The organism is Planococcus ruber, from assembly GCF_022819085.1.
Classification (GTDB): Bacteria; Bacillota; Bacilli; order Bacillales_A; family Planococcaceae; genus Planococcus; species Planococcus ruber.
This window is the reverse complement of the sequence record NZ_JALHAG010000001.1, coordinates 375440-392209: the sequence shown is the minus strand read 5'-3', so window position 1 is coordinate 392209 and position 16770 is coordinate 375440. Positions and strand designations below refer to the sequence as shown.

The window sequence follows — 16770 nt, the reverse complement described above, 5'->3', positions numbered from 1 at the left end:
CCTTCAGTAAAGGCCGAATAGGATCAATTTTTCAAACCGGCATCTTAGCTTTAGACATTGATCGGGTGTACCTTTTGCTCTTTTTCCGCAAACATTTCATCTTGCATCCTACGCAGCCGCCAGATCGTGGATTCCTTCGTCTGAACGACATCGCCATACGTAATAATTTCACCTTTTTTAATGGCACGCTTCAATTGGACATGGCGGTCCACCAGTCCCATCGGCAATGCTTGTTTATCTTTTGCCGCTTGCGCGGAAAGGATCGTTCCATAAACGGTGAATCCGCCGATGCTATCCAAAAATTGCCCTTCTTCCAAGTCTGTTTTGGCTACCGCTACTGTCTCAGCCTGCAGTCCTTTCCAAGGCGCAATGGTCGCTTCGTTGAAGATGAACGCTCTCGCAATGGAAATCGGCGTTTCCAGGCTAGTGAGATGATATGGGCGGTAAAGCACATAATTTGGCCCTTCTCCCATGCTCAAATAGTGCATTTCGTGATTCACTTCTTCTTTTTCGGATGCAACGATGGCAAAGACGCCTGGAGCGATGCCGTTGATGTATTCAACAATCCTTTTATGGTCCACTTTTCCGCCCTGCTCTTTCAATTTGAACAGTTCCGGAAGCCCTTTTACATCACTGACAAAGCCGTGCATGCCCGGCTTATCCGGAAGAAAACCTGTTGCATTAGCGACAGCCGTCATTTCCACCATGGTCTTTGTTCCATCTTGAAAAGAGGCGAGCATTTTAGGGCTAGCGCCTTTTCGTGCGGCTTCTTCTGCCGCCGTATCTGGATTGGCTGCCAAATTAAGCGGGTTGTTTTTTCCTTTTCCAAGTGCAACGACTTCAAACCCGAGCGCATCTGCAAAATCATAAAGCTCCATTATCGCGCCGGGTTCATCGCCAGCTGTCCCCGTATAGACAACGCCGCTGGCATCAGCCATTTTTTTAAGCAGCGGCCCAATGGTGACATCTGCCTCTACATTCAGCATAACAATGTGTTTTTTGTTGAGGATGGCGTCCCAGGCTATTTTGGCGCCGATATCCGGAACACCTGTAGCATCCACGACAACATCCACTTCCGGGAGTGCAGTGACAAGTTTTGCGTCTGTCGTCGCTACCACTTTTCCAGCCTTGACCGCTTCGGAAGCTTCAGCGGCCTGATCCGTCTTGACCACATCCAAAATGGCGACACCAGATTTTGTATAGGCCTTTGCAGCGTTCTCCAGTTGAATGTCTGCCGTAATGACGACACGCATACCTGCCATGCTTTCTATTTGCGAAACCATGCCTCTTCCCATCTGCCCTGCGCCTACGAGGCCGACTTTAATGATGGTTCCATTCTGCTCTAATTCTTGAAGTTTTCGGTTTATCCCAAGCATTTTTCAGTCTCCTCTCTGTCAGGCTTTGTAAATCTGAATTTTTGCTCCTACTGCCAATTCCGGCAGGGCTTTTTTCTCTACGCACATTGTTCCAGGCAAATCAGCCGAGGTTTCGCCATTAAAAGAAATCGTGCAATGCCCAATTTCATTTATTGTGTCGTTCACTTTGCTTCCGACAAATAAAATATCGTATGGTTCACCGGCAATTTCAAGCACATCGCCGATTTCAATATCTTCAAGAAGATGCACTTTTTCGTGAATGACCCCGAAAGTCCTTAACTCGATCGGCACGGAATCGTCAAAAATAACCATCATATTTTCTTCTGAAAAGATTTCCACTTCTTCCCCGATTTCAATTATTTTAGCTTCATATTTTTTAATCATGACATTCTCCACCTAGCTGCCCCCTTTAAGTTAACTGTACAAGCCAAAACTGAATAGATAAGCAATGATTACTGCCAGCGGCCCTGTAATCATCCGGGAAATCAAGACCGCCGGCACTCCGACTTCGATCGTTTCCGGCTCCGCCTCTCCAAGCGTCAACCCAACCGGCACAAAATCAGCCCCAACTTGCGGGTTGATTGCAAATAATGCCGGAAGCGCCAAAGCAGGAGGGATATTTCCACGGCCGATCTCCACTCCGACCAACACCCCGACGACCTGAGCGATAACGGCACCGGGTCCAAGCAGCGGCGACAGGATCGGGAGCGCACAAATGACCGAAAGGATGAGCAAGCCGAAAATATTGCCGGCAAGCGGTGAGACAAAGTTTGCTATGATGTCTCCAATTCCTGTAAACGTGATGATCCCAATCAGCATACTTACGAACGCCATAAACGGCAGGATATTCTTAAGCACTTGGTCCACTGTTTCGCGTCCAGCCTGGTACAGGACGCCTACTACTTTTCCGGCGCCGCGGCCCACTCTTTCGATAATGTTCATTTTCTTTGGCTGTTTATAGGTTTCGGCAGCTTTCCGCTTTGCCTCCTCTTTAATTTCCTGCGGCGTTTTGTGAGCAGCCGGCGCCTCCACTTCATCTACCGCTTTTTTCACTTGGTCTTGGTCTTCGTAAGGGGCGGCTGCAGCACTGATATCAGAAACCGTCACACCCGAAACAAAATTTTCTTCATTTATAAACTTCATCAGCGGCCCTGAAGGCGAGGTCGGGTTAACGTTGATAGTCAATACCCCCATTTTCGGATACACGCCGCAGCGGGCTGTCCCCCCGCAGTCAATAATGACGCAAGCCATCGTTTCTTTTGCATAAGAAGTTTTAAAGCCGTCGACGGCTTCCGCTCCAGTCAGACGCGCAATTTCTTCAGCTACCGGATGAATTCCGCCTCCAGTGACCGAAACGATGTAACGCTGCTCTTCGTTCGGACGAATGGTCAGCGGCCCACCCCAGCCCCCACGGCCTTTCGTGACGGAAATCGCCTTGAAATTTAATGGTGCATGCGTATTTGTCATATTCCTAGCCCCCTTTTAAGTTGAACACATCTATTGCGCTTAGACTTCCATGCCTTTTGATTTCATCATGCGAACCGTAATAATTTCTGTCACGATTCCGCGAATCAGGATAACGATGATCCCCACTAGGAAAAAGCGGATTGCCAACGGCCCAAGCGATAATCCCAATGTCGTGATTCCTGCGGAAATGCCCAGATAGACAAACAATTCAGCCGGGTTTGCATGCGGGAACAAACCAGTAATTGGATGTACAAAAGAGACAGCAGAGTCATAAAAAGCCGGTTTTTGTTTTTCCGGAAGAAATTTTCCGAATGTATAAGCCATCGGATTGGTCAAAAAGAAAACGGCCAAAACCGGGAAAAGCGTATAGCGCAGAATGATATTTTTGGTGCTTCGGCGTGCCAGCCTGTTGATCCGTTCTTCACCAATCATCCGGATAAGAGCATTAATGGCGGTAATCAGTACAATGAGCAATGGGATGATTCCTGTAACCAAGCCGGTAAACGTATCAGCTCCCGCTTGGAACATTCCGATAAAGCCTTCTGCGAGTTTAACTAAAAAGTCCATGATTGAATCTAAAACGCCCATATTCCTTCCTCCTTATACAGCCACAATGGCTTTCTTTTCCATTTGGCTTTCGATTTTTTCAATGGCCATTTTCACAGCTTGATCGACGGATTCGCCTCCTGTTTTCTTTTTAACCTCTTCAATATGAAGACCATCGTAAACCGTATACGGTTCAAACCGGCTAAAAACAGTGACGCCTTTCATTAATTGGCTTTCAAGAACCATCCCGTCATTGTTTACTACAATTACAGCGATCACCCCTATTCCTAATTTTTGTTTCTGGATGCCTACCCCTAAATAGCCTGAAGGCCTTTTGCTCATTTTATTAATGGTAAGCTGATAATTCTTCATTTGAATTTTTGTCATCATGATTTGAAGCAGCCATACTCCGGCAAATACGGCTATAAACCACCCCCACAAAAGAATCCCCCCATCCTTTTTTACATATGTTCTATTACGTAACATATGTTAATACCTTCATTATAAAAGCGCTTACATTAGAAATCAACCATTATTGAAAGAATATTAAAACTATTCAAACTCTCTTTCTATTCTACCCCCAATCGCCGTTTTTTGGAAACATGCACAATAAAAAAAGACAGCCGTTTAAGGCTGTCTAGACTCTCTTACCGATTAGTTTACCGGCTCATATGGGAGTTAGTAAACTTTATCTCCATTAAAGATGGAATTTTTGACAATGACATAATCCACAGTGCGGATAGCACTCAGTTTATCTCCTCCGGCATAGGAAATCGCTGACTGCAGATCTTGTTCCATTTCGACTAAAGTATCTTTCAGAGAACCTCGGTATTCGACAAACATTTTCTTGCCTTCGACGTTTTTCTTTTCGCCTTTTTGGAACTCTGAAGCTGACCCGAAATATTCTTTATAAAGTTTGCCGTCAGTCTCCACTGTTTGGCCAGGCGATTCTTCATGGCCTGCAAATAATGAGCCAATCATTACCATCGAAGCGCCAAAACGCACCGATTTCGCGATATCTCCATGTGTGCGGATGCCGCCGTCTGCAATAATCGGTTTGGTTGCCGCTTTTGCACACCAGCGAAGCGCCGCCAATTGCCAGCCGCCCGTGCCAAAGCCTGTTTTAATTTTCGTGATGCAAACTTTTCCCGGTCCAATGCCAACTTTTGTCGCATCCGCTCCAGCATGTTCGAGTTCACGGACTGCTTCAGGCGTTCCGACGTTCCCAGCGATGACAAAACTCGCAGGCAACTGTTTTTTTATGTACTGAATCATATTAATTACAGAATTTGCATGCCCATGGGCAACATCAATCGTGATATATTCCGGGATCAGCCGCTCTGCCGCCAATTGCTGAACAAATTCATATTCTTCCGGCTTCACGCCGACACTTATCGATGCATATAGGCCTCTTGCCTGCATATCCTTCACAAAATCAAGTCTTGTTTCCGGCTGGAAACGGTGCATAATATAAAAATAATTATTTTCTGCAAGGTTGATGGCAATGTTTTCGTCAATGATCGTCTGCATATTTGCAGGAACGACCGGCAACTTAAAAGTCCGTCCTCCAAAGTCAACGGATGTGTCGCATTCTGACCGGCTATTTACCACCGCTTTTGCTGGAATTAATTGAATATCTTCGTAATCAAATACATTTTCCATGTTATACACTCCTAAATACGAATAATAAATAAAATTATTTCGTCATTGTTCGTCCATAAGACAATGTACAATAATTAAAAATGTTTGTCAAAGGTTTTCAAATGAAAAACAGCCTGCGGAATTCGCAGGCTGCATTGGTCAATCCTCAAAAGGGCCTTCCACCACGATTTTTCCAATCGTCTTGTTGGTCAGCAACTGTTCATAGGCTTCTTTTAACGTATTGGCGTTCAACGGTTTCAACTTGTTGGCCATTGTTGAAACGACCGCTCCTTCATCTGCCCATTCGCTTATGCGGTTTAATGCTTTATGCTGATCTGCCATATCCTCCGTTTGATAGACGGAGCGCGTATACATCAACTCATAAACAAACGTGGCGCTTTTTGCAAAAAGCTGCATGTCGAGCGGCTTTTGCAGCGGCAAAATGGAACAGATTTTCCCTTGGGGAGCGATCGCTTCTGCCATATTCGCCATATGCCCATCCGGATCCGAAAGGCAGAAGATATAGTCTACTTCTTTTAATCCCTGCTCTTTGAGCTGAGGCCTCATTTTTTCATGATGATTGATGACGATATCAGCACCGTGCTTTTTCGCCCACTCTGATGTTTCCTGCCTTGAAGCGGTGCCGATTACTTTCAACCCAGCCAATTTAGCAAGTTGAACGGCAATCGAACCCACACCGCCTGCTGCACCGATGATCAGGATGGATTTCCCTTCATTTTGTGCTGCTTCATGCGAAACGCCTAATCGGTCAAATAAGGCTTCCCATGCTGTTAAACTCGTGAGCGGGAGAGCGGCGGCTTGTGCAAAATCCAATTGCTGCGGTTTTTTGCCGACAATCCGTTCATCCACGACATGCCATTCACTGTGCCCGCCCGGGCGGTTATTAGTTCCGGCGTAGAACACTTCATCGCCGACTTCAAACAATTCACAGGCTTCTCCTTTTTCTAATACGATGCCTGCCACATCTCTACCGACAATTGTAAACGAATCATCACTGTCTTTCTTTGCATCCCGTGTCCGCAAGTCGGTCGGATTAACTGAAACTGTTTTTACTTCCACTAATAAGTCTCTTCCAGCAACGGCTGGCTTCGGCACCTGCTCAGCCACGAATTCAGGTGGTTTTGTCCGGTCTCCCGGCTGGTAAAATCCATAGGCTTTAATCGTTTGGTCCATTTACCTCTTCCTTTCTTCGGACAACTATTCCATTTATTTTGTTTCAGGCGATATGTCCTCTACATAAACATCAATGACCGCAGGTTTAGTCGCGTCTTTTGCTTTTGCTAAAGCCTCTTTCAATTCAGCTTTTGTTTTCGCAGTGTAGCCTACTCCTCCGCAGGCAGCTGCAAAAGCGGCAAAATCGATATTGCCCAGTTCCACATTGGTCGGTTCATTGCCGATTTCCTGCTGTTCGTGTTCAATCAATTGGATTTTTTGATTATTAAAAATGACAAGCGTCATCGGTAAACAGTATTTCACGGCTGTCACAAAATCCTGCATGCCCATCGAAAATCCGCCATCTCCAATAATGCCAATCACTTGTCTGTCAGGGTAAGCGATTTTTGCAGCGATTGCCCCTGGCAATGCACACCCCATGGTCGCGAGCCAAGCAGAAGTAAGGAGTGCTTGGCCGTCCAGTTTCATATAGCGGGCAGTCCATATGGTCACACTCCCCACGTCTAAAGAAATCACCGCATCTTTCTCCAGCACTTGCTGGATTTCAGCAAGGACTTGCGGGGGCTGCAGTGTTTCTGTCTGCTGCTGGATATCTTCCTGCAATTGTTCATTCCATTTTTGCTGTTTTTCTTGGAACTCCCCTAAATATCGGCCTTCTTTTTCACGGCTATGCTCGGCTAGCCAAGAAAGAGCTGATTTTGCCTCAGAGACGATTCCGACTGTGGAAGGATAGTATTTTCCGATGACGCGCGGCTCTACATCAATTTGAATCGCAGGGGCATCTTCCGGCAAATAATCGCGGTAAGGATAAGCCGTCCCTGCCAGAACCAGCAAATCCGCTTCTTTCATTGCTTCTTTTGCGGGTTCTGTTCCAAGTTGGCCTAAGTGGCCAAGGTAATGAGGATGGCTTTCTGGAATCATCCCTTTTGACGGCAGCGAAGCAATGAGCGGCGCTTTAATTTTTTCCGCTAATGCCAGAAGTTCGGGCACTGCGTGTTTCGCCCCTTTTCCCGCCAAAATGATCGGGCGATTCGAAGCCGAGATCAAATCCGCCGCTTTCAGCAGATCTTCCTCGGCGCCTCTGATTTTCGGCATCGAATAGACGGGCGAACTGATTTCTTTGTCCCGCTTGATGTTCGTGCTGAACAAATCATCTGAAACAATCAACACAGCCGGCCCTTTTTCAGCGTAAGCCGTTCGGATCGCCTGGTTCAGCATGTCCGGCAATTGTTCAGCTTGCTGAACGCGGCGGTTGTAGACAGCGACGTCTTCGAACATCGATTCAAGTTTAAGTTCTTGAAAATTGTCCGTACCCACTTTTTCGCTTTCCACCTGTCCGACAATCGCAAGAACCGGTGTTTTATCTTTTTTGGCATCGTACAGGCCGTTTTGTAAATGGACTGCCCCTGGCCCGGCAATCGACATGCAGACGCCGATTTTGCCCGTAAGTTTCGAATACGCAGCAGCGGCGAGTGCACCGGTTTCTTCGTGGCGGATTTGAATAAAGCGGATAGACTCTTCCTTCCTTAACTCTTCCATAAATTCGTTGATGGAATCTCCGGGCATTCCATATAGATGATCGACTCCCCATTCCTTCAGCAAGTCGACGGCATAGGCACCGGCTTTATGTTCAAACATACAGTCCCTCCTCCGTTTGGTCTTCCCCTCCTTCATTTCCCTTCTCTCGAACAGCCATAAACAATTTCAGCCAATAAAAAAACACAAACCGAACTTTTTGAGAGTCCAGCTTGCGATCGGTCAAATTAATAGATTAAACAGCAGCGGATCGTGGTTGATTTCAACAAAAGGGAAGCCTTGTTCGGCCATCCGCTGGACAAGCGGGTAATAGTCTTCTTTTGACTGCAATTCAATCCCTACTACGACCGGCCCCGCTTCCCGGTTCGTGCGTTTTGTGTATTCAAAATGGGTGATATCGTCGGTTTCGCCAAGCACTTGCTCCATGAACTTCCGAAGGGCTCCGGCCCGCTGCGGGAATGTCACAATAAAGTTATGCTTTAAGCCTTCATGAATCAGCGAGCGCTCTTTGATTTCCTGCATGCGTTCGATATCATTATTGCCGCCGCTCACCACACAAACGACATTTTTCCCTCGAATCTCTTCCTGGTGCTGTTCAAGAGCAGCAATCGCAAGGGCTCCGGCCGGCTCGACCACTATGGCACTTTCGTTGTAAAGCTGCAAGATCGTCGTGCATACGCGCCCTTCCGGAATGATGGAGACCTGGTCCACCACGTTTTGGCAAATCTGCAACGTCAGATCGCCGACTTGTTTAACGGCAGCACCGTCTACAAATGTATCAATCGCCTCCAGACGCGTCACTTGGCCATGCTCCATCGATGTCCGCATGCCTTGTGCGCCTTCCGGTTCGACGCCTATTAGTTTGGTCGACGGGCTGATTCCTTTTAAATACGAGCCTACCCCAGAAGCTAAACCGCCGCCGCCGATGGCACAAAATAAATAATCGACCGGCGCTTGCATATCATTCAGGATTTCCATCGCTACCGTGCCTTGCCCAGCAATGATTTTCTCATTGTCAAACGGATGGACAAACACTTTGTTTTCAGAAGTGCAATAGTTCATCGCGGAAGCATAGGAATCATCAAACGTATCGCCGATCAAGACGACCGAAACTTTATCGCCGCCAAACCGCTCCACTTGGGAAACTTTTTGGCGAGGGGTCGTCAACGGCATGAAGATTTTGCCTTCAATGCCCAGTTTGAAGCATGAATAAGCGACCCCTTGTGCATGGTTCCCGGCACTGGCACAGACAACGCCTTGGCGTCTCTCTTCGTCACTCAAACTCTGAATAAAATTATAAGCTCCGCGCAGTTTAAACGAACGGACCGCTTGCAGGTCTTCCCGTTTTAAAAACACGTTGCAGCCATACCGGGCTGAGAGGATTTCATTTTTTTGCAGCGGCGTTTTAAGGACCACATCTTTCAATGCCTGATTGGCAATGACGATGTCTTCCACCGTTACTTTCGGAACTTTTACTTCGCGTTCTTTTTCTGCCATCATTCTTTTTGTCATAGGCCACACCATCTCCACTAAAATTATTTCTCCCCATCGTAACATATTTCTCGTAATTATCAGTCTTTTCTGTGAATTTTTTTCGACTTTTTTCATCCTTTTGAAATGTAAGCGTTTCATTTTCAGGTTCTGGAAGTTTACTCGAAATTCCGCTCTTGTTTTGACTAGATTTTCCGATCGCTTCTTTACTTTATTTTTTTGCACAAGAAAAAAGAACCTTCCGCCTCCGGTGGAAGACGAAAAGTTCCTGATTCAAGTTAATATTTATTTCCTTTGTCGCCATGCCGTTCGAGAAGTTCCGCAAACGATAAATTCTTTTCGCGTTCTTTCCGCTCAAACAGTTCCTGCGCGTGTTTTTCTTCTGCACGTTTCTGTTCTTCTTTTACCAGTGCTTTTTTTGTTTCCTGTAATTTCGCCAAAATATCTTCTGGTAAATTGCTTGATGCCTCTTCTCTTTTCTTCGCCATGCTGTTCTCTCCTTAAGGACGTTTTACGATGGTTGCAACGCCTTGCCCGCCGCCGATGCACAGCGTCGCGAGGCCGGTTTTCGCATCGCGCTTCTTCATTTCATGAAGCAAGGAGACAAAAACCCGCGCACCACTGGCGCCGATTGGATGGCCAAGCGCGATTGCACCGCCATTGACATTTAATATTTCGTGATTAAATTGAAGTTCCCGATCCACTGCAATTGACTGGGCAGCAAATGCTTCATTCGCTTCAATCAATTCGATATCCGCTAAAGCTAGATCTGCTTTCTTTAATGCATTTTTAACTGCTTGAACAGGTCCGATGCCCATGACTGCCGGGTCTACTCCCGCATTTCCATTTGCCGCGATGACTGCGAGCGGCGTCAACCCTAATTCTTCAGCTTTGGCTTTTGACATCACGACCACTGCCGCTGCTCCGTCATTGATGCCCGATGCATTGCCAGCCGTCACGCTGCCGTCTTTCCTGAAGGCTGGACGCAATTTTCCTAACTTCTCAGCGGTGGAATCGCGTTTTACGTATTCGTCAGTTTTGAAAATGACCGGATCCCCTTTGCGCTGCGGAATTTCCACTGGCACGATTTCGTCGTCAAAGCGTCCGGCATCGATCGCCGCTGCCGCCCGTGCCTGGGAACGCGCTGAGAATTCATCCTGTTCTTCGCGCGTAATGCCGTAGCGGTCGCACAGATTTTCGGCTGTGATGCCCATATGGTAATCGTTGAATGCACAAGTCAGCCCGTCTGTGATCATACTGTCGATGACTTTTTGATCGCCCATCCGGAAGCCGCTTCGCGCATTTTGCAATAAGTAAGGCGCTTGGCTCATATTTTCCATTCCGCCGGCAACCACAATTTCCGCATCCCCTGCATAAATTGCCTGATAAGCTAAATGCACAGCTTTTAAACCGGATCCACAGACTTTATTGATCGTCATAGCTGGAACCGTTTCAGGCAAGCCCGCTTTGATCGATGCTTGCCTCGCTGGATTTTGGCCAAGGCCAGCCTGCAGCACATTGCCCATGATGACTTCCGAAATTTGATCTGCCGCAATTCCTGCTTTTTCAACAGCTTCTTTAATGACGATGGCTCCTAGTTCAGTTGCCGGAACGTCTTTCAATGCCCCTTGGAATGATCCGATAGCCGTACGGACGGCGCTGATAATTACGATTTCTTGTGACACATTATTTCCCCCTTGTTAGCGTTTACTTGTTGCTCTTTTATCCCCCCTCTAGATACAATGATTAACAGGGGGGATATTATGTTCAGTTTACCAAAAAATGCAACAATTATCGAGGTTGGGCCGCGTGATGGCCTTCAAAATGAAGGGCGCATCGTGGCAACAGACTTTAAACTGCAATTTATCGAGGGGCTGCAAAAGTCCGGCATCCATGAAATGGAGCTTACTTCTTTCGTATCGCCGAAATGGGTGCCGCAAATGGCGGATGCCAAAGACATTATGGCCAATACCGACAAGCAGGGCCGCCAGTTTGTGTTAGCGCCAAATGAAAAAGGGATTCAGGCAGCTTTGGACTCGGGAGCAAGAGCCATTGCCGTATTTGTCGGCGTTTCCAATTCTTTCAATAAAAAGAATGTCAACAAAACAACTGCCGAGAGCATGAAAGCGCTCGAACCGCTGGTAGCCAAATTGAAAGAAGACGGCATTTTCGTTCGAGCCTGCATTTCCACTGCCTTCTATTGTCCATTTGAAGGAGCGGTGGATCCAGAAGCGACACTCGCGCTCTGCCGGCAATTCGTCGATTGGGGCGTGGATGAGCTGAGTGTGGCCGATACGATCGGCATGGCAGCACCGAACGAGAGTTATGCACTGTTCAAGAAAATCACCGAAGCATTTCCGGATACACTCATCACAGCCCATTTCCACGATACGCGCAAAATGGCTTTAGCGAACATCTATGCTGCGCTCCATGCCGGCGTTACGCGGTTTGACAGTTCGGCTGGCGGGCTTGGGGGATGCCCGTTTGCACCCGGCGCTACAGGAAACGTGGCAACCGAAGACGTTGTCAATATGCTGCACCGCATGGGCATCGACACCGGCATCGACCTTGACCAATTATGCGATGCCGTCCAAAAAATTGAACACCATATATCCACTCCCGTACAAACCGGGATGTATAGCCTCTATAAAAACCGAGCGTAAGGAGCCAATGCCTTGAAGAAAAAATTATTATGGGCAACGGGAGCCGTTTCCAGCATCTTAGCAGCGACGACAACGGTCTTCGGCATTGCTTTATCGAACCGCATCATGTACATGAAGACAAAAGACGATGAACTAATCTTAGAACGCGAAATCACCTCGAAACGAATTGACGAACATTGGTATGCCACTGCCAATAAAACCGAGAAATGGATCGATTCCGAAAACGGCTATCCCATCAAAGCCATTTTTTTGGAGCCGCATCAAACGAACCGCTATGTTATCATTTGCCACGGCGTAACGGAATCGAAAGTGAATTCTTTTAAATATGCCCGAATGTTTGAGCGCCTCGGCTACAATTCAGTCGTCTATGACCACCGCCGCCACGGTGATTCCGGCGGGAAAACGACCAGTTTCGGCCATTATGAAAAAACGGATTTGAAAGCGGTAGTGGCAGCTTTGAAGATGCATGCAGGCGATGATGTAGTTTTTGGCATCCACGGCGAATCGATGGGCGCCGCGACAACGCTCCTATATGCCGGCATGGAAGACTCGGCCGATTTCTATATTTCCGACTGCGGCTTTTCGGATATTTCAGAACAGCTGCTGCATGTCATGAGAACGACGACGCCTCTTCGCACTACGCTTTCTTTGAGAGTGGCCAGCCTGTTTCTTAAATTGCGAGACGGCTATTCCATCAGCACCGTATCGCCGCGACAAGCGGTTGGACAGATCGAAAAGCCTGTTTTGTTCATTCATAGCCTGCAAGACGATTTCATCTTGCCGGCCATGACACAGGAAATGTATGATTTGAAACCGGATAAGAAAAAATTGAAGTTTTTTGAAGAAGGCGGACATGCGCAGTCCTTCAATAAAAACCCAGAAGCGTATGAACAAACAGTAGCCGAATTTTTAGCGGAATTTGGCTTGGCCTCTTCTGAAGCGGGTATAAGCACGGCTAGCAATTAATTTCGTCCAAACAAAAAAGCGCTCACGATGAGCGCTTTTTATTTTTTAGCTGGTTTTCCAGGTTTTGTTGACGCTTTATTCATTTGAGCCATCATTTGATTGATTTTTTTCTGAGATGGTTTTTGTCCCATCTGCATCATCATGATTCGCAGCATTTCTTCGTTAATCGGCGGGTTGTCCTGCAAATATTTCATCATGTATTGACGAGCGATGAAAAAGCCAAGCGCAACACCGGCGAGCAAAGCCACGATAACGATTACGATCCAAATCCATGTAGACATTCAAGTTACCTCCTTCGTGTTGCATAAATAAGTAGTGCACCACAATGGATTATACTATAAATCCGGAGTGGTGACTATACACAGAAATAGATAAAAAAGAGAAGGGACAGAGCTCCCTTCTCTTTGCTGCTTATTCTTCGATCAATTGTTTAACGCGGGCTGCCACATTTTCAGGAGTGAAGCCAAATTCCTTCATGATGCGTTCTCCTGGAGCGCTTGCGCCAAAGTGGTCAATGGCTAAAATATCGCCTTCATCGCCTGTGTATCGTTCCCAGCCGAATGAAGTCCCCATTTCAATTGCCAAACGCTTCTTAACCGTTTTTGGAATAACGGATTGCTTGTATTCTTTATCCTGTTTTTCGAAACGGTCCCAAGACGGCATCGAAACAACAGAAACGGAAATGCCTTCTTCCGCTAATTGCTTCTGTGCCTCTACAGCTAAGCTGACTTCAGAGCCTGTCGCCAACAACAACGCTTGCGGGTTTTCTGCCGGAGAAACGACATATGCCCCTTTTTCAACGCCTGTTTCAGCCATTTCGCCGCTCTTCTCAAGCACTGGCAAGTCTTGGCGTGAAAGCACCAATAGCGTCGGCGTTGATTTTGCAGTCAACGCTAAACGCCACGCAGCTTTCGTTTCATTTGCATCAGCCGGGCGGACAACGCTCAAGTTTGGCATGGCACGAAGAGAGGCTAAATGTTCAACCGGTTCATGCGTCGGGCCATCTTCTCCTACAGCTACGCTGTCGTGAGTGAAGACGAATGTGACCGGAAGGCCCATCAATGCAGCCAAACGGATTGCAGGGCGGACATAATCGCTGAATACGAAGAACGTACCGCCGAATACATGCAGACCGCCGTGAAGCGCCATACCGTTTAGAGCAGCGCCCATTGCGAATTCACGCACACCGAACCAGATATTGCGTCCAGCTGGATTTTCAGCATCAAAATCGCCGCCGCCTTTAATATTCGTTTTGTTTGATCCTGCTAAATCCGCACTTCCACCGAAGAATGAAGGCACCGCTTTCGCAATCGCATTGACCATGTCGCCTGATGAAGCGCGAGTCGCTTGCTTTTTGCCCACTTCATATGTCGGGAATTCAGCATCAAAGTTTTCTGGAAGCTCTCCAGCAATCGCTTTTTGCAATTGCTCAGCCAATTCCGGATATTGTGATTCGTACGTTGCATACAACTCGTTCCAAGCGCTCTCGGCTTTTCCGCCTAATTCTTCCGTCGCTTGTTTGAACGTTTCATAGACTTCTTCCGGCACGTGGAAATCTTGATCGAATGTCCACTTGTAATATTCTTTCGCCAATTTCATTTCGTCTTCACCAAGCGGTGAGCCATGTGCATCAGCTTTGCCTGATTTATTTGGGGCACCATAGCCGATGACCGTTTTCACTTCAATAAGCGTCGGTTTGTCTGAAGATTTTTTTGCTTCTGCAATTTTAGCAGATAGGTCGTCCAGTTCGTTGCCGTCATCTACGCGCAAGTAATTCCAGCCATATGATTCAAAACGTTTTTTGATATCTTCAGAGAAACTCATGGCGAGGTCGCCATCAAGGGAAATGTCATTGCTGTCATATAAGACAACCAATTTATTCAGTTTCAAGTGGCCGGCAAGCGAAATGGCTTCACCCGCAACCCCTTCCATCAAATCTCCATCTCCGCAAAGAGCGAACGTGTGATGGTCAACGATGTCCAAGTTTTCTTTGTTGTAGGTAGCAGCTAAGTGGCGTTCGGCCATTGCCATGCCGACTGCCATGCCGATTCCTTGCCCAAGCGGTCCAGTTGTCGCTTCAACGCCGACTGTATGGCCGTATTCCGGGTGTCCAGGAGTTTTTGAATCCCACTGGCGGAAGTTTTTGATTTCTTCCAATGACAAGCCATACCCGCTTAAGTGAAGCAAGCTATATAAAAGCATGGAACCATGTCCAGCCGACAAGACGAAGCGGTCACGGTTGAACCAAGTCGGGTTTTTAGGGTTATGGTTCATATGTTTTGTCCATAATGAGTAAGCCATAGGAGCAGCGCCCATCGGCAAGCCTGGGTGACCAGAGTTTGCTTTTTCGATTGCGTCAATAGAAAGCGTTCTTATCGTGGTTACTGCAAGTTGATCTGCATGGTTTGACATGAAAAACATCCTCTCTTCTACAAAAAAATATAGATCCTTTTCTAGTGTAGTCAACAATAGAAAAGAATACAACTAGTAAACCGCATGCAGCGGTGTTTATCGGTAATTTGGGCGAAGTTATGTCGTGAAATGTCCAGTGGTTTAATCGAAAACAAAAAAAGAGAATAAGTATTAATTCAAATACTTATTCTCTCGAATATTTTTGACCTTTTCCGGCGTCACGTCATTGCCGTTCGGGTCGATGACTTTTACATTTTCAATTGTGCCGCGCATCGTTTTGCGGAAAGTCTGCAAATATTCCTGGCGAAGCAGCGACTGTTCTTTCGCTTCTTCGATAGACAAACCGTCCGTTTTCGATTTGCGCGACAATTCATTAATGCGATTTAATTTATCCGGTGGTAACATAAAATCCCGCCTTTCTTCTATCATATCGTACAAAAGAAGGGCAGTTTCTGCAATAGATTAGCCTTGTTTCAGGCTTTCAAATTCTTTATAGCGCCGGTGGACGGTCGCTTTGCTTGCTTGATAGCCGAACCCTTGCAACGTCACAGCAATTTCATGGAAAGTTAATCCGTTTTCTTTCAAACTGACAATTTGCTCGATTGGAAGGTCCAGCCGTTCGCGCCCTTCAGGATTGCCTTTTCCTTTTAAGTTCTTTTCAGGTTTATAGCCGTTTTCGACCGCCCGCTTCATTCCGCGCTTGATCTTAGCATTATGTATTTTCCGCTGATACTCCTCGACAATCGCGAGAATCTCCAGGACCATGTCATCCATATCGTTCAGTGCGATGGGGCCTCTGTCGGATAATGTATAAACTTCGACACCGTATTTTTTCATGACATGCAAGAGCGCAATACGGGCATGCCCTCTCCCTAGGCGTGTTTCATCTTGGATAAAAACAGCGTCAAATTTTCCGGTCTTTATGCAATTGAGCATCTCTAATAAGCCTTCGCGGTCCATTTCGTAGCCGCTATGCTGATCTGAAAAGATTTCTTCCACAATATAGGATTGCTCAAATGCAAATTTGAGCAATTCCTCTTCTTGCCGTTCAAGCGAAGTTTCTTGAGTGTCTTTCGTGGTGCTGACGCGGCAATAAATCAACGCAGATTTCTTCATTCTGCATCACCCGCCAGTTTTACAGTTTCGTCTGGGGCATATTTAAGTTGATCGCTTGGAATCTTAATCGATTGGCCAACGATAATTTTTGGGGTCTCTAATCCATTTTCCTGCATAATGTCCTCTATCCATTCATGATGTGGGATATCGCCGCTGAAAGATTCAGCCAGCGTCCATAACGTATCGCCTTCTTTGACTTGCACTTGGCTCATCGTTGCTTCACTGCTATTGTATGAAAAAATCGTATAAATAGATACTAGCAGAACTAATAGGAAAAATGCTGTAAGATAAGAATTTTTTTGGATGAATGTCATATGAACCGCCTCCTAGGAATGTGTGTTCGGAATGTATGTTCTTATAAT

Annotated in this window: 18 protein-coding genes; 2 read left to right on the top strand and 16 right to left on the bottom strand. The window is 46.7% G+C overall.

From position 1 onward, the window contains the following. Positions 1-50: 50 nt before the first annotated feature. The 11 genes from MTR82_RS01895 to MTR82_RS01845 form a co-directional block, all read right to left on the bottom strand. Positions 51-1376 carry an NAD(P)H-dependent oxidoreductase gene (locus MTR82_RS01895; protein ID WP_246807503.1) on the bottom strand — a complete coding sequence of 442 codons (1326 nt, stop codon included), beginning with the start codon at positions 1374-1376 and terminating at the stop codon, positions 51-53. A gap of 18 nt (positions 1377-1394) precedes the next feature. Beyond that, a complete protein-coding gene (locus tag MTR82_RS01890; protein WP_246807502.1) occupies positions 1395-1760 on the bottom strand; it encodes a PTS glucitol/sorbitol transporter subunit IIA in 366 nt (121 codons plus the stop codon). 30 nt (positions 1761-1790) lie between these two features. Beyond that, positions 1791-2843 (bottom strand): PTS glucitol/sorbitol transporter subunit IIB, encoded by a 1053-nt coding sequence (gene srlE / locus MTR82_RS01885; protein ID WP_246807501.1) that lies wholly within the window; start codon positions 2841-2843, stop codon positions 1791-1793. A gap of 39 nt (positions 2844-2882) precedes the next feature. Next, complete coding sequence (srlA, locus tag MTR82_RS01880) at positions 2883-3410, bottom strand: PTS glucitol/sorbitol transporter subunit IIC (protein WP_052654459.1); 528 nt, start codon at positions 3408-3410, stop codon at positions 2883-2885. A gap of 33 nt (positions 3411-3443) precedes the next feature. Beyond that, positions 3444-3830 carry a transcriptional regulator GutM gene (locus MTR82_RS01875; protein WP_246807500.1) on the bottom strand — a complete coding sequence of 129 codons (387 nt, stop codon included), beginning with the start codon at positions 3828-3830 and terminating at the stop codon, positions 3444-3446. A 237-nt stretch (positions 3831-4067) separates the two neighbouring features. Further along, a complete protein-coding gene (gene guaC / locus MTR82_RS01870; RefSeq protein WP_052651345.1) occupies positions 4068-5051 on the bottom strand; it encodes a GMP reductase in 984 nt (327 codons plus the stop codon). Positions 5052-5189: 138 nt separating this feature from the next. After that, positions 5190-6224, bottom strand: coding sequence for a zinc-binding alcohol dehydrogenase family protein (locus MTR82_RS01865; RefSeq protein WP_246807499.1), 1035 nt, complete (start codon positions 6222-6224; stop codon positions 5190-5192). Positions 6225-6257: 33 nt separating this feature from the next. Continuing rightward, the gene (locus tag MTR82_RS01860) at positions 6258-7862 is read right to left on the bottom strand and encodes a pyruvate oxidase (RefSeq protein WP_246807498.1); all 1605 of its coding nucleotides are present in this window, start codon (positions 7860-7862) and stop codon (positions 6258-6260) included. 120 nt (positions 7863-7982) lie between these two features. Further along, the gene (ilvA, locus tag MTR82_RS01855; RefSeq protein ID WP_052651342.1) at positions 7983-9272 is read right to left on the bottom strand and encodes a threonine ammonia-lyase IlvA; all 1290 of its coding nucleotides are present in this window, start codon (positions 9270-9272) and stop codon (positions 7983-7985) included. 257 nt (positions 9273-9529) lie between these two features. Then, positions 9530-9739, bottom strand: a complete 210-nt coding sequence (locus tag MTR82_RS01850; RefSeq protein ID WP_052651341.1) for a YqkE family protein — start codon at positions 9737-9739, stop codon at positions 9530-9532. A gap of 12 nt (positions 9740-9751) precedes the next feature. Then, positions 9752-10936 (bottom strand): acetyl-CoA C-acetyltransferase, encoded by a 1185-nt coding sequence (locus tag MTR82_RS01845; protein WP_246807497.1) that lies wholly within the window; start codon positions 10934-10936, stop codon positions 9752-9754. A 78-nt stretch (positions 10937-11014) separates the two neighbouring features. Here MTR82_RS01845 and MTR82_RS01840 point away from each other — a divergent pair, with 78 nt between their 5' ends. Next, entirely contained in the window at positions 11015-11914 is a 900-nt protein-coding gene (locus tag MTR82_RS01840) for a hydroxymethylglutaryl-CoA lyase (RefSeq protein ID WP_246807496.1), read from the top strand. A 12-nt stretch (positions 11915-11926) separates the two neighbouring features. After that, entirely contained in the window at positions 11927-12880 is a 954-nt protein-coding gene (locus tag MTR82_RS01835; protein ID WP_246807495.1) for an alpha/beta hydrolase, read from the top strand. 38 nt (positions 12881-12918) lie between these two features. Here the strand turns inward: MTR82_RS01835 and MTR82_RS01830 are convergent, their stop codons facing one another. The 5 genes from MTR82_RS01830 to yneA all read right to left on the bottom strand — a co-directional run bounded on the left by MTR82_RS01830 (position 12919) and on the right by yneA (position 16722). Next, the gene (locus tag MTR82_RS01830; RefSeq protein WP_052651337.1) at positions 12919-13161 is read right to left on the bottom strand and encodes a YneF family protein; all 243 of its coding nucleotides are present in this window, start codon (positions 13159-13161) and stop codon (positions 12919-12921) included. A gap of 130 nt (positions 13162-13291) precedes the next feature. Beyond that, on the bottom strand, positions 13292-15292 hold the full coding sequence (gene tkt / locus MTR82_RS01825; protein ID WP_052651336.1) for a transketolase: 2001 nt from the start codon (positions 15290-15292) through the stop codon (positions 13292-13294). Positions 15293-15463: 171 nt separating this feature from the next. Beyond that, positions 15464-15697 (bottom strand): DUF896 domain-containing protein, encoded by a 234-nt coding sequence (locus MTR82_RS01820; RefSeq protein WP_052651335.1) that lies wholly within the window; start codon positions 15695-15697, stop codon positions 15464-15466. Between the two features lie 57 nt (positions 15698-15754). After that, complete coding sequence (locus MTR82_RS01815) at positions 15755-16408, bottom strand: YneB family resolvase-like protein (protein ID WP_246807494.1); 654 nt, start codon at positions 16406-16408, stop codon at positions 15755-15757. Beyond that, positions 16405-16722: a cell division suppressor protein YneA gene (yneA, locus tag MTR82_RS01810; RefSeq protein WP_246807493.1), complete on the bottom strand. Its 318-nt coding sequence runs from the start codon at positions 16720-16722 to the stop codon at positions 16405-16407. The genes MTR82_RS01815 and yneA overlap by 4 nt, the downstream gene beginning before the upstream one ends. Between the last annotated feature and the right edge of the window lie 48 nt (positions 16723-16770).

Excerpts from the sequence above, each read along its gene's own strand:
- ilvA (WP_052651342.1), bottom strand. The coding sequence starts at position 9,272 with ATGACAAAAAGAATGATGGCAGAAAAAGAACGCGAAGTAAAAGTTCCG.
- srlE (WP_246807501.1), bottom strand. The coding sequence starts at position 2,843 with ATGACAAATACGCATGCACCATTAAATTTCAAGGCGATTTCCGTCACG.
- MTR82_RS01895 (WP_246807503.1), bottom strand. The coding sequence starts at position 1,376 with ATGCTTGGGATAAACCGAAAACTTCAAGAATTAGAGCAGAATGGAACC.
- guaC (WP_052651345.1), bottom strand. The coding sequence starts at position 5,051 with ATGGAAAATGTATTTGATTACGAAGATATTCAATTAATTCCAGCAAAA.
- tkt (WP_052651336.1), bottom strand. The coding sequence starts at position 15,292 with ATGTCAAACCATGCAGATCAACTTGCAGTAACCACGATAAGAACGCTT.
- MTR82_RS01850 (WP_052651341.1), bottom strand. The coding sequence starts at position 9,739 with ATGGCGAAGAAAAGAGAAGAGGCATCAAGCAATTTACCAGAAGATATT.
- MTR82_RS01860 (WP_246807498.1), bottom strand. The coding sequence starts at position 7,862 with ATGTTTGAACATAAAGCCGGTGCCTATGCCGTCGACTTGCTGAAGGAA.
- MTR82_RS01820 (WP_052651335.1), bottom strand. The coding sequence starts at position 15,697 with ATGTTACCACCGGATAAATTAAATCGCATTAATGAATTGTCGCGCAAA.
- MTR82_RS01840 (WP_246807496.1), top strand. The coding sequence starts at position 11,015 with ATGTTCAGTTTACCAAAAAATGCAACAATTATCGAGGTTGGGCCGCGT.
- MTR82_RS01830 (WP_052651337.1), bottom strand. The coding sequence starts at position 13,161 with ATGTCTACATGGATTTGGATCGTAATCGTTATCGTGGCTTTGCTCGCC.
- MTR82_RS01890 (WP_246807502.1), bottom strand. The coding sequence starts at position 1,760 with ATGATTAAAAAATATGAAGCTAAAATAATTGAAATCGGGGAAGAAGTG.
- yneA (WP_246807493.1), bottom strand. The coding sequence starts at position 16,722 with ATGACATTCATCCAAAAAAATTCTTATCTTACAGCATTTTTCCTATTA.
- MTR82_RS01815 (WP_246807494.1), bottom strand. The coding sequence starts at position 16,408 with ATGAAGAAATCTGCGTTGATTTATTGCCGCGTCAGCACCACGAAAGAC.
- srlA (WP_052654459.1), bottom strand. The coding sequence starts at position 3,410 with ATGGACTTTTTAGTTAAACTCGCAGAAGGCTTTATCGGAATGTTCCAA.
- MTR82_RS01865 (WP_246807499.1), bottom strand. The coding sequence starts at position 6,224 with ATGGACCAAACGATTAAAGCCTATGGATTTTACCAGCCGGGAGACCGG.